Below are 12,079 nucleotides of genomic sequence, written 5' to 3' on the forward strand. Positions count from 1 at the left end.
GTTCCCCCTATGACGTGAGGCACTGACTTTGCAAATCCACGAGAGCGCGGGTATTCCACCTGCTCTCACGTTCCGATCGGCGGCGGCGAAACGACGCCAAGCACCGCCAGCAAGCCGCGCACCATCCAGACGACATCAGAGACGATCGTGCGCTGCGGATAATAGGAAAGGTCGAGCCTGGCCTTGGCAGGAAACAGAACCTGGCGGTAGAACAATAGCGGGTCCACGGATCGCGGATAAAAATGCGCTTCATTCCGGAAGAGAACCTGGGCCGGACCCAACAAGCCTGGCTTGTATTGTAAAATGTCCTCAAAGCCCCCACGAAAACAATCGGCAAAGGCAAGGCTCTCCGGGCGTGGACCGATGATTGCCATCTCGCCTCTGAAGACATTCCATAGCTGCGGCAGCTCGTCGAATTTGGTGGCGGCGAGGAACCGCCCGATTGGCGTCATGCGGCTGTCATCGGCCATGGTCAGCGCCAGGCCACCGGGATCGCATCGCACTCTGAATTTGCGGAATTTGTACATGCGGAATGGGCGAGCACCGGCCCCGACGCGGGTCTGCGTAAAGAAGATTGGCCGACCGCCTTCCAGCAGCAGCGCCAGGGCAATCAGCAGCATCAGCGGAGCGAAGACGATCGCCGCGGCTGCAGCAATGACGAGATCGATTGCTCGTCTCACAGCCCCGTGGGCGGCGCTCGAGACGTTAGGCCGGTGAATGGCTAGGTCCAGGGCATTCATGCGGCTGTTCCTGTCTGAGCGCAGTTATTGACCGCCGCGGCAAGAGCGACCACTACCGTTTCGACCAAAGGTGCGGTGATCTGCGGATGCAGCGGTACAGTGAGTTCGCGCTGGGCGAAATCTTCCGTGCGCGGTAAATGAGTACCGGGAATGAGCTCACGATAGAGCGTCATCTGGTGCACCGGCGGGTAGTGGATAGTGGTTTGTATCCCTTGCGCGCGCAGTGCGTCGATGACGTCTTGCCTGTCGGCGTAACGCGGCAAAAGGATAGGCATGATGTGGTAGGCCGACGTCCGCGGCTCGTGGAACGGGATGGTCACGGCCGGGCAATGCTTCGCGATGAGACGGCGATACAGCATCACCAGGATACGCCTGATCTCATTCCACTCCTGCAGATTTTGCAGCTGGACCAATCCGATCGCAGCCCGCAATTCATCCATGCGATAATTGAATCCGAGCATGGTGACATCATACTGCGGGGTGCGGCTGTTCAGCCTTTGACGTGTCCCGGTGGTCATCCCATGTCCACGCGCCTGGCGGATCGTCTCGAGCAGACCGGCATCCCTGGCAATCACCGCCCCGCCTTCCGCCGTGGTCATGTTCTTGTTGCCGTAGAAGCTGAAGGCGGCCGCGGCACCAAATGTCCCCACCTCCTTCAGGCCGGGCGCATGCGCCGCGTCCTCGACGATATGCAGCCCACGGGCACGGGCGAACTTCTGCCATTGTTCCCGATCGGCGAGGTAGCCGGCGAAATGGACGAGAATGACTGCCTTGGTGCGGGCCGTGCATTTCGCTTCGGCTTCCGCGATGGACATCAGCGGCACATCGGCCGACTCGATGTCGACGAAAACGGGGGTCGCACCAACATAGAGGACCGCATTTGCGGTCGCCACGAAAGTCAAGGATGGGACCAGCACCTCGTCGCCCGGACCGATACCAAGTGCGTGCAAAATGAGATGAAGCGCTGCGGTACAAGAACTGACCGCGACGCAATCCTCCGCACCATGCACGTCGGCAAAGGCTTGTTCGAAGGCTCGTACCTGCTCCCCCATGGTCAGCCAGCCGCTGTCGATGACCTTGGTCAAAGCAGTCTTCTCCGGCACACCCAAGATCGGGGCACTGACCAAGAGCATCACAACCTCCTAGACTGATAACTGTGGGAACCGCGCTTGTGACTTCATCATGCAGCCGTCGCAGTGACCTCGATCGAGGCCGACTGGTCTTCCCAGGAAATGGTCTGTGCGTTCTGAAAGTCGTCGACGCGCCCGATATCGAGCCAGAGACCTTCATGCTTGTACACGTGCACGGTTGTGCCGTTCTGCATCATCTGGAGCATCAGGTCGTCGAACCCAAAGGGTATGCCGGACGGGATGAACTGCAGAACGTCTGGATTCATGCAATAAATCCCCATGCTGACCAGATGCGACAGCGTCGGTTTCTCGCGAAAGGTCTGCACGGTATTGTCGACTTCGTCGATGACGCCGAAATCCATCTTGATCAGGCGACAGGCTGTTGCGATCGTCACTGGATCGGTGTGCTTACGGTGCGCTGCTACAAATCGACTGAGGCTTAGATCCGTAAGGACATCGCCATTGAGAACGATGAATGGCTCCGTCAGTTCGTCCCTGATCAAAGACAATGGCCCGATGGTGCCCAGCGGCTCCATCTCCTGCGTGTATCGAATTTTCAGGTTCCACTGCGAGCCATCTCCACACACGGTGCGGATCAAGTGGCCGAGATATCCGGTTGTAATATAGACTTCCTGAATACCGTTGCGTCGCAACCATTTCAGAAGCATCTCGAGAACCGGCCGTGCACCGATCGGCATGAGCGGCTTCGGCAAGATCGAAGTGAAGGGGCGGAGGCGTGTTCCCATTCCACCACATTGAATCACCGCTTTCATCCTGGTCCTCCCTTGTTCATTCGGCCTGAACGCCATCGTCACGGGCCGGTTATCCTACCCTGGTCAGCACCCGGGAAACGCGTTCTTGTCCCCTCAGAAGAACCGGTGAGATTTCCCGTAGAAGACCGGTGAGATTTCCCCACCGATCCCTGATCCGGACATTGCATCTGGATGGTATGTGGCCGTCGGGGTGCGTGTCGTCGTGCATTCGAATGGTAACAATTCAGCCGTTTTGCTGTTCTATACCTACAGACCTATGGCAGTGCTGAGACCAGCCGGTCTGTCAGCTTTCCAAGAGGTCAGAACACATGTTCGACGACGTTCGGCGGGTTTCGCTCACAAGGGGCAAAAAAAGAGGAGCGTTTCCCGTCATTTAAGATTATATTAGAAATCTGGCGTTTGCGGCGTTGGGGTGCCGCGGCGTCGGCTGGATGAATCGACGAGTGAATGGCTACGACTTTCAGGCCCATCACCGTTCAATCCATTCAGATACGCGTTGGGGTAGTTCAATGTATCGAATCGTCATCGCCGACGATCACGGCTTGTATCGTCGTGGCTTGCGATTGGCACTGACCGCAGGCATTCCAGGTGTGGAGATATTTGAAGCGTCTTGTTTCGACGCGGTGCTCAGTTTGCTGGCAGAGCAATCGTTCGTGGATCTTGCGATCCTGGACCTGAATATGCCGGGCCTGTTCAATCAGGAGGTGCTCGGCGGGATCCTGTCCGCCTATCCGGACACGCGATTTGCGATCGTTTCCGGAAACGATTCACGCTCGGAAATACTCACGGCTCTTTCGATCGGGCTTCATGGCTACATCGTAAAGTCGCAGACGGACGAAGAGGTCGTTTTGGCTGTCAATGAAATCCTCTCCGGCCGCATCTATGTTCCTGCACTTCTGTCACGCCCGGGTGCAACGCAAACAACCCACGCGCATACACACTCCGAGAAAGGCCCACAGCGACGTACCACAGGCCTCAACCTTGGCAGGCTGACCTCGAGGCAAAAGGAAGTCCTCAAGCTGATGGCGGAAGGCTATTCAAACAAGGAAATTGCTCGCGACCTGGAAATCGCAGAGGCGACCACGAAAATCCACGCTGCTGCGGTCCTGCGTGAGTTGGGGGTACGCAATCGGACAGAAGCTGCCGTTATGCTGAAGACATGGCTTTCGAGACATGCCAGCTAGAGCGCCGCGCGTCCTTTTGGACATGCAAACGGCGCCCAAGGTTTCATGCATATACTGCATATACCGAAACTGCGCTGCGGCCTTTGGCCAACGACATCCCTGGAAAAGAACCTAAGCGCATCTCCAAGGCCATTCAGCGCGACGCGTCTTTTAGGTATCTGCTTTTCGATCGGAGCACTGCACTAGGATCCGATTTCCTTGCGTGATAGCCGCAGCGAATACCGCAACCCGTGGTCAGTTATTTCCAGTTTGGGAGAGTGACCGACAAGCGGCGCTCCATCTACTCCGATTATCATGGAACCGAAGCCATGACGGACTACGCTCGAGGTCCGCCGCCGTCCCGATTCCACCCACTCGAACACGATCTCACTGCCTGTGTCTTCAGGTGCAAATGTCCAGCTTACGTCGATCCGGCCTTTTGGATCGCCAAGCGCTCCATATTTCATGGAATTGGTGGCAAGCTCGTGGACGATCATTGCAAAACTCTCGGCGGCGCCTCCCGACATCACCACGGAAGGACCGCTGACCGATATGGCGCGTGTTCCCATATATGGTTGCAACTCTTGAGCAACGAGATCGTTTAGCGCCCCCGATACGCTGCCGTTGCGTGAAAGAAGCAGATGGGTTGCCTCGAGCGCGCGTATCCGGTCGATCAGCATTTCCTTGTATTTGGCAACATTGTTTCCAGGAACATCGACCATTTTCACGAGCGCCGTGATCACCGCGAAAACGTTGCCGAACCTGTGGCGTTGTTCGAGCATAATGCGCTCCCGCTTCTTTGCCGCGGCGCGCAGCAGCGTGGTTTGTCGTCTCTCGCTCAGGTCGGCAGCCACTCCAAGCCGCTGTCCTCCATCACCCTGTCTTTCCTCCCTTCCGCGCAGGGCAACCCAGCGGATATGCCCGTCCGGTCGACGGACGCGTATCTCAACATCGTAATTCATGACCGATGATGCGGACTTTCTCGATGCCGCCAGCTTTGGCCAGTCCGCCGGATGAACGACAGCTGATAGTTCCTCCAAACTGCGGCTATTGGCCTGGGCCAAGCCGAGAACGTCCCAGAACGTGTCCGAGCCTGTGACTGTCCCGTCTTTAAGGTCGATCCGCCACGTGGCCAAGCGTCCAGCAGACAGAGCGAGGTCTAGCCATTCCTTCTGAGCCCGAAGCGCTTCGTGAACAGCTCGTCGTTCCGAAATATCGTCGACCACCACGAAGATGCTCTCCGAGAGTCCCCCCTCGGGCACGGACGAAGAAAGCGTTAGCCTGGCCCAGAATGCCGTACCGTCCTTTCTTAAAAGACGGACCTCCGAAACGAACGAAGCAATGTCGTTGCCTAGGCCCGCCAACAATTGCGCCAAGGTGTCCCGGTCGTTCGGGTGGGCGAGCGTATCGAGCTGCAATTGGGCAAGCTCCTCCTCCTTGTACCCGGTCATCTCACAAAGGCGTCTGTTGGATTGCAGCAACTCACCTTTCTCGTTGGTGTTCGCGAATCCCATGGCAGCACGTTCGAAGGCCCAACGATAGCGGCTTTCGGTCGCCTCGACGGCAGCGAGCCTGGCCTCCGCGACTTCCAGCAGCTCACGCAAGTCCTGCCGTAGGCGATGGAACGTCATGGCAATCACCCCACCCGAAACCAGAAGCAGGATTGCGCGTGCCCAATCGCCATTTGAAATCTGATCGTATCCTCGCGCCCAAAGGCCGACCGCCACCATCAGAATGGTCGCAGCGAGCGCAGGCACACGATCTTCGAGATAAGCGATAATAATAATAGCCGGAACAAATTCCAGAAAACTGGCGCCTTGCCCAATATAGGCTGACGATTTTATTTCAAATATCAGTGTGGCAGCTAGTACGGATGCAGAGGCAATATGAGTTAGCAATCTGCCCGACGGGTTCGAATTCGACCTGCGCGACTGCGAGCTCATGGACACAGACTACAACCTTCTGACTAGCCCGTCGAGACTAGAGCAAAAAACGTACAGCTTAGTACCACTGCCGGATTGCCATACCGCTATCATAGCGCGCATTTTATCGGATGCAGCAGGGGCTATGAGCTGCCTTAGAACTGTCAGATCATATTGAGTTTTCAAGGTGGTGATGAACACGTTATCCGTCAGCGCATAGAAGACTAGAATCCATCTAAACATAAAAGACTATCCGAATCCCGAATACTTATTTTCGGGCGTGTGTGAAACTTTGGGTTAGGGGTAGAAAATGAATCTGATCGATAGACATGTTGATGCTTCTTCGGGCGGTAGGTACATTGCTACGAGGACCAAGTACGATTTTGACGCGCGGAATACGCGACCCTCTTCTGGTCACCTTCCCGATCGCGCATCGGATCCATTGGACGCACGGCTTGGGGAACCAAAAGGCCGCAGTCTGGAATCCATAACCGGCGTGCTTGATCGCATTGGCTGTGGCTATCTCGTGCTGAATCGCGAAAGAAAAGTAGTCGAGTGGAACGCAGCCGCCCAAACCACGCTTGAGCGCCAGGGCGAAGCGGCTGACACGGCGAGCGGGCTTACGGCCGCACTAAGGCGGCTGATCGCGAATGTTCCGGGCCAATTCCTGCCGGGCTCGTTATCCTGGGTGGTAATCCGCAGCAGGGGCGACCGGCCGGTGATACTGAACGAGAACGGAGTTATTGCTCCCGACGGAACGAGCATCGTGGCGTTGCTGGACCGGGACAACAGGTCGGGGCCAAATCCTCGCACGTTGCAAAGAATGTTTGGCTTGACGAGCGCAGAAACGCACCTCGCCTTGCGTTTGGCTCAGGGCGACGCACCTTTGGAGATCGCTCGCAGCTGGCGTCTCAGCCGCACCACGATCCGTTCCCAGCTTGCCTCGCTGTTCGCCAAGACCGAAACGAAACGCCAGGCGGAACTGGTGGCCCTTCTTGGGCGTATTTCGGTCCTGCCATAAGGGCCGGCCACTTAAATGCAATCGCCGGACGTCGGCGTCCGCCCGGGATCCAGACGACGCAATTTGGAGTGTCATGATTTGGCAGGTCGTGCATCGCGTTGCGCGGTTCGTGGCACCGACGTCGCCTGAACTCCACCAGGTTCGATGCGCTGACGTAAATATCGGAAGCTGGAATCTCGGACCGGCAATTCGGTACTGTCGAACGGAATTCGAAAGGCGACAAGTTGGACAACGATCTATGCAGCGAGTCTGTCCTTGCCGCAACGGAGAAGGTGGAAATCGCCCGATCGCGTTCGGATCAAGCGGTGAAGAGACTTGCGCGGACAGGACCGATCGTCGTCACCGGCGCAGCAGGTTTCATTGGTTTTCACGTGGCCTCGCGGCTTTTGCGTCTGGGTGTCAAAGTCGTGGGCGTCGACAATTTCACACCCTATTACGATCTGCGGCTCAAGGAAGCGCGGTTTGCACGCCTCTGTAGCGAGGCGGAGTTCACGCCGATACGAATGGATCTGGCGGATGCCGCGCGCGTTCAGTTGCTGTTTTCAAACGTTCGCCCCTCACACTTTGTCCATCTCGCGGCTCAGGCCGGCGTGCGTCATTCAATTGTTGACCCGCACGCCTACGTGCAATCGAACATAGTGGGGTTTCTAAACGTCCTTGAGGGCTGCCGGCATTACGGCGTCAGTCATCTCGTCTACGCCTCCTCGAGCTCCGTCTACGGCTTAAATCGAACCATACCGTTTTCCGAGCACCACGGCGCCGATCATCCCGTCAGCTTCTACGCCGCCACCAAGCGTTCGAATGAATTCATGGCGCATTCCTACAGCCATTTGTTCGACCTGCCCGTGACGGGACTGCGCTTCTTTACCGTTTATGGCCCCTGGGGCAGGCCCGACATGGCGGTCTATTTGTTCACGCGCGCGATCATCGAGGGCAAGCCAATCGAAGTAGCCAATGCCGGCCGCGTCTGGCGAGACTTCACCTATGTCGACGATATCGCTGAGGGCGTGGTTCGGGCACTCGCTGCACCGCCGCGGCCCGATCCGAATTGGGACCCTTGCACCGCCGACCCTGCTACAAGTTCCGCGCCGTGTCGCGTCTACAATATCGGCAACGACCGGCCCGAGGAGATCAACCGGCTGATTTCGATCATCGAGACCGCCCTTGACAGCCGGGCGCTTCGCGTGGATGTGCCGTTGCCGCCTGGCGACGTTCTGGAGACGCGCGCCGACGTCAGCGATCTCCGCAAGGCCGTCGGCTTCGCCCCGGCGACACCGCTTGAGGACGGAGTGCAACGCTTTGTCGAATGGTACCGGGACTTTCATGGAACGGATGCCGCGGTCAGCATACGGCAACAAACGTCGGTGAATGATGAGGCCACGGTGTAGGCCGCGCCTTGTCGGGCAACGATCTGCCACTCGGCAAATTTGAGATTTCGCATTTTTTCGGACAGAGAATAAAGCGAGTGTCGGCCCCAAAGCCGCCCCCGCCAGCCTCTATCCGACACAATCTTGGACTCGAAATTTCTGAACGCTGATGCCGTCGAGTATCGGGCGCGATAACATCAGATCAGCGCAGGAACCAATGAGGCGGCTGGCCTTCGACTGCGCGCGTTCTGAGCGACGCCAGCGCAAAGATCAGCCCAGGGAGAATTTTCAGCCGTTTGCTGATATAAATCGACATCGCCACATTCCAAATCGCCAACGCAAGCGCGAGGCCCACTGCGGCGCCCGGCGCGCCGTAGAGCGCAATTCCTGCGGCACAGCCCATGATGCTGGCCGCGGCGCCGGCGATCATGGTTGCGGCTGCCGCCCATTCGTTTCCAGTCATCATCAAGAGGAGCATCTGGGGTCCGCATAGCGCGACAAAGACATATCCGAGAATGAGTATCCGCGCGACGGGTGCCGCTGTACTGAAATCTCCGCCGAACCAGCTCAACAGAGGTTCAATAATCGCAAGCATCGGGATGGCCATCGCTATGGCGCCGCCAGAGGAAAGTAGGGCGGCCCGTGAAAACAGCTGCTGCAGAGCCATCCGATCGCCTCGGGCATGAAGGGCGGCCGCTGTCGGCGCAAACATCGTCGAGACAGCGACCAGGGAAAGGCTCACAAGCAATGCGACGTTCAATCCCAAGGCGAAAATGCCCGCTTCGCGAATGTGATGCGTCCAGCCCAGCACCATGACCCCGGCCCGGCTGATGAAAACATCGAGCCCGGCCATGAGCATCATTGGCGGAACCGCGGACCACCATTCCCGCGACTCGTCGCCTGGCTGAACCTGCCGCAAGCCGGGCGGCTGAAATTTTGCCGCCATGATGAACACCAGGCCGACCGTGATGGCTGAACTTGCCAGCACCGCCTGCATCACCAGGGGTGCGTTGGGGGTCCATGATCCGGATAAGACCGCCATTCCCAGCAACGTCAACAATAGGCCGTCGCGCACGATGCGTTCCGGCATGAGGGCCGAGACACCGCCGCCGAAAGCACGAACAAGTGTTGCGCCCAACGCGTAGGCGGTGACCAAAGGCACTGCTGCCATGCCTAGCAGCTGGCTGGTTTGAAGCTCCTTGTGAGAAGAATCCGAAAAGAACAAGACCAAGGCGGCGCCAATGATGCCGAATAGTGTCGCTGCCGCCAGCGACCTTTGCAGAGCAAACCTGATTACCCCGTGTACCAGGTCAAGCCGCCCTTTGGCACTGTAGGCGGAGACGAAACGCAGCAAGGATACATGGAACCCAAGCGTTGCAAGATAGGCAAGCACCGAGGTCCAGGCCAGAACATAGGAGTAGATGCCATAGCTGGTGGAGCCAACGATGCGCGCAATCAATAACTGCGCCAAGCTGGTCAAGCCCGCACCCCCGATATAGACCAAAAGAGCGAAGATGCTGGCATAGCCGAGACCCCGGCCCGTGTCCTCCTTGTGCGGCAAAACCATATTTGTTGGAGCAACGGAGGCCGCAGGGAAGCGGGCGAGCTTCGGATCGCTGCAATCGTCGATGTCTCTTGCGCCGGCGGGCCCAGCTCCGGTCTGCGAACTCTTCGATATTATCTTCCGCTCGACAGACTGACTGCCGCGACGGTCGTTACGCGGAAGCCCGCATGTGACACTCATGATGTTCTCTCGAGCAAGAGATCTGCGCTGTCCCCAAACCGATAGCCAGCGTGTTTCTGTAGATTGACGTGCGTGAGAACGCTGCCTACGGGGACCTGAGCCGTCTCGTCCTCCGTCAGCAGCTGCAGAACACCGCGCGCGATGCTGCGACGCGTCCTGCCCCAGCGAACGGCGAACAGAACCACGTCAGCCCAGCCCGTCAGTAGCCTGGCCTCAGGTCCTCCAAGTCCCAGCGGTCCATTTATAATGACGACGCTGTAGATTGAGCGCAGCTCATCTGTGACCAGGGATCCGTCGATCATCGACAGCTGCGGCAGCAGATCCTCTGATGGTGCCAGCGCCATGAAGTCGATTCCAATTTCAGGCATTCCCGTGACCGCGTCGTGCAGGGGACAACGGTCGTTCATATAGTCTCCAAAGGATTTATGCGGCCGGAGCGCGCCGAATTCGTTCAGGAACTCGTTCGTGAGGCGGGCGCCCGTGCTGTCAAGATCGAGAAAAAGCACTCGTCCCCCAAGTCGGGTAGCTGCCAACGCCAGGCTCCATGCAAGCTCGGTCTTGCCATCATGCCGGATACTGGACGTTACGAGGATGACGTGCGAAGCGCGGCCCCTCGCCTTGTTGAGTGTCACGGTGACGAGGAGGGAAGTGATGGCTCGGCTGTAGCTGGACTGTCGTTGGCCAAGAACCAGCTGCTGTAGTCGTTTCGCGTGTATTGTGGGCGCTTCCGGTATCAGCCCCAGGCATGGGACCCTGAGCGCGGCTTCAGCTTCGGCCTCGCCGCACAAGGTCTGATTGAGGCGGCTGCGGACCATCACGAAGATCCCGCCAATGAGACCAAACACGATCATGCCGGGCGGAATAAGGAAGATGGGCGGCAGGGTTTTTGGATTCGTCGGCGGCCACGCCGCTGAAAGGATCGAGACTCCGGGCAAGGGAGTTGCGATACGCTGCACCAGATCCTGTTGTTGCGTGAGTAGCTGGTTGTATCGCTGCGTCAAGATGCTGACCTGCGGCTCGAGCGCACGCAAGCCGGAAAGCCGGCCGGCTGTGTCGGCCACCACCGCATCAAGCACATTCTTGCGCCCCTCCAGAGCCGCAATCTGGGCACGGTAGATGTTCGCCTCCGCAGCAATGCGAGCAGTGCCTTGTTCGATCTCGCGGTTGATTGCAGTACTCAGGCCCGCATCCGCATTGTCGTTGGCTTGGCGAGCCGCCATGTCGGCCAGTACCGGTGACCCGATCGCTTCGGCGAGCGCCGCGACCGATGCTCCTTCCTTTCGCAAAGCCTCGATGTGTTGAAGGCGAGATTCCGTTGCGGAGAGATCCGCCTTCGACAAAGATATCTGCTGGCTGAGCTCGGCTGTCTCCTTGGCAGCGTTGTCCGCCGCACCTTGATCGACCGCGCCATGGCTCAGCCGATACTTTTCCAGGCGGTCGGTTGCTTTCGCCAAGTCGCTTTGTACGACCGGTAGGCTAGCGACGATCGAGGCGAGTTCCAGTCTGTCTGACGCCCTGCGCTTCTGTGCGAGATCGTCGATGTATACTTGGACGAACGTATTGGCCACAAGGGCGGCTCGCGCCGGATCGTTGTCGGTAAAGCCGACCGTGATCACTCTTGATCGCAGTTCCTGTCCAACCCTCATGCCCTTCCGTAATGCCTTGAGTTCGTCTTCATCGGCGGCCGCCGGCTTGCCCTGCGGCCAAATGCTTTCCAGCAGACCGGCTGCGAAGGTGCGTATGTTCTGCAAGTCGCCGCCGGCCGGAGCGGGGCGTGAATTTCCGGTTACGACATCCCCTTGCTCAGCAATGTTACCAACCTCCGTCTTGCGCAGGGCTGCCACCACGCGACGCAGATGCCCCTGCGAAGAGAGCATGGTTAAGTGGTCATCAATGCTCGCATCCAGCATCTCCTGCGCAGAATCTGCGCCTCCGGGAGCCGCATTCCTGCCAGGAGCATCGACAATCACCTGTGCGGTCGACTCGAACAGGACGGGACGCGCAAAACCCGCAAGCCCAGCCAACACACCGCCCAAAATCACCATTGCAAGCAGGAACCATTTTCTCCTCGCGACGGTAATAAGGAGTTGATGGAAGGGGGTCTGCGCGTCGATCTGTTCGCGCAGGAATGGCCTCATGCGCGGGTTGATCTCGCGCGTCGGCACGTGCATTTCAGTGGCGCGCGGAAGGTGAATGCGGCTGACTATGGAACCTTCCAT

The 12,079-nt window shown here is 58.3% G+C and carries 9 protein-coding genes; 3 read left to right on the top strand and 6 right to left on the bottom strand.

The genetic code is table 11. From position 1 onward, the window contains the following. Nucleotides 1–65: 65 nt before the first annotated feature. From NKH89_RS31670 to NKH89_RS31680, 3 genes are read right to left on the bottom strand one after another with little or no spacing between them, the layout of a single operon-like run. The gene (locus NKH89_RS31670) at nucleotides 66–740 is read right to left on the bottom strand and encodes a sugar transferase (protein ID WP_031193846.1); all 675 of its coding nucleotides are present in this window, start codon (nucleotides 738–740) and stop codon (nucleotides 66–68) included. After that, on the bottom strand, nucleotides 737–1,873 hold the full coding sequence (locus NKH89_RS31675; RefSeq protein WP_352589439.1) for a DegT/DnrJ/EryC1/StrS family aminotransferase: 1,137 nt from the start codon (nucleotides 1,871–1,873) through the stop codon (nucleotides 737–739). The genes NKH89_RS31670 and NKH89_RS31675 overlap by 4 nt, the downstream gene beginning before the upstream one ends. Before the next feature lie 47 nt (nucleotides 1,874–1,920). Beyond that, entirely contained in the window at nucleotides 1,921–2,643 is a 723-nt protein-coding gene (locus NKH89_RS31680) for a nucleotidyltransferase family protein (RefSeq protein ID WP_031193847.1), read from the bottom strand. Nucleotides 2,644–3,152: 509 nt separating this feature from the next. Here NKH89_RS31680 and NKH89_RS31685 point away from each other — a divergent pair. Then, nucleotides 3,153–3,827 (top strand): LuxR C-terminal-related transcriptional regulator, encoded by a 675-nt coding sequence (locus tag NKH89_RS31685; RefSeq protein WP_352484593.1) that lies wholly within the window; start codon nucleotides 3,153–3,155, stop codon nucleotides 3,825–3,827. 182 nt (nucleotides 3,828–4,009) lie between these two features. On the opposite strand, the gene NKH89_RS31690 is transcribed toward NKH89_RS31685, so the two are convergent. After that, nucleotides 4,010–5,749, bottom strand: coding sequence for a PAS domain S-box protein (locus NKH89_RS31690; protein ID WP_031193849.1), 1,740 nt, complete (start codon nucleotides 5,747–5,749; stop codon nucleotides 4,010–4,012). Nucleotides 5,750–6,038: 289 nt separating this feature from the next. On the opposite strand from NKH89_RS31690, the gene NKH89_RS31695 reads away from it, so the two are divergent. Both NKH89_RS31695 and NKH89_RS31700 read left to right on the top strand, forming a co-directional pair. Then, nucleotides 6,039–6,749 (top strand): helix-turn-helix transcriptional regulator, encoded by a 711-nt coding sequence (locus NKH89_RS31695; protein ID WP_031193850.1) that lies wholly within the window; start codon nucleotides 6,039–6,041, stop codon nucleotides 6,747–6,749. Between the two features lie 305 nt (nucleotides 6,750–7,054). Continuing rightward, nucleotides 7,055–8,137 (top strand): NAD-dependent epimerase, encoded by a 1,083-nt coding sequence (locus NKH89_RS31700; protein WP_084642620.1) that lies wholly within the window; start codon nucleotides 7,055–7,057, stop codon nucleotides 8,135–8,137. Between the two features lie 181 nt (nucleotides 8,138–8,318). On the opposite strand, the gene NKH89_RS31705 is transcribed toward NKH89_RS31700, so the two are convergent. Together NKH89_RS31705 and NKH89_RS31710 are read right to left on the bottom strand one after the other, a co-directional pair. Next, entirely contained in the window at nucleotides 8,319–9,860 is a 1,542-nt protein-coding gene (locus tag NKH89_RS31705; protein ID WP_051409648.1) for a lipopolysaccharide biosynthesis protein, read from the bottom strand. After that, on the bottom strand, nucleotides 9,857–12,079 hold the full coding sequence (locus NKH89_RS31710) for a GumC family protein (RefSeq protein WP_352494503.1): 2,223 nt from the start codon (nucleotides 12,077–12,079) through the stop codon (nucleotides 9,857–9,859). The genes NKH89_RS31705 and NKH89_RS31710 overlap by 4 nt, the downstream gene beginning before the upstream one ends.

The organism is Mesorhizobium sp. M0923 (assembly GCF_040319365.1).
Lineage (GTDB): Bacteria > Pseudomonadota > Alphaproteobacteria > Rhizobiales > Rhizobiaceae > Mesorhizobium.

Excerpts from the sequence above, each read along its gene's own strand:
- NKH89_RS31690 (WP_031193849.1), bottom strand. The coding sequence starts at position 5,749 with ATGAGCTCGCAGTCGCGCAGGTCGAATTCGAACCCGTCGGGCAGATTG.
- NKH89_RS31695 (WP_031193850.1), top strand. The coding sequence starts at position 6,039 with ATGAATCTGATCGATAGACATGTTGATGCTTCTTCGGGCGGTAGGTAC.
- NKH89_RS31685 (WP_352484593.1), top strand. The coding sequence starts at position 3,153 with ATGTATCGAATCGTCATCGCCGACGATCACGGCTTGTATCGTCGTGGC.
- NKH89_RS31680 (WP_031193847.1), bottom strand. The coding sequence starts at position 2,643 with ATGAAAGCGGTGATTCAATGTGGTGGAATGGGAACACGCCTCCGCCCC.
- NKH89_RS31675 (WP_352589439.1), bottom strand. The coding sequence starts at position 1,873 with ATGCTCTTGGTCAGTGCCCCGATCTTGGGTGTGCCGGAGAAGACTGCT.
- NKH89_RS31710 (WP_352494503.1), bottom strand. The coding sequence starts at position 12,079 with ATGGAAGGTTCCATAGTCAGCCGCATTCACCTTCCGCGCGCCACTGAA.
- NKH89_RS31670 (WP_031193846.1), bottom strand. The coding sequence starts at position 740 with ATGAATGCCCTGGACCTAGCCATTCACCGGCCTAACGTCTCGAGCGCC.
- NKH89_RS31705 (WP_051409648.1), bottom strand. The coding sequence starts at position 9,860 with ATGAGTGTCACATGCGGGCTTCCGCGTAACGACCGTCGCGGCAGTCAG.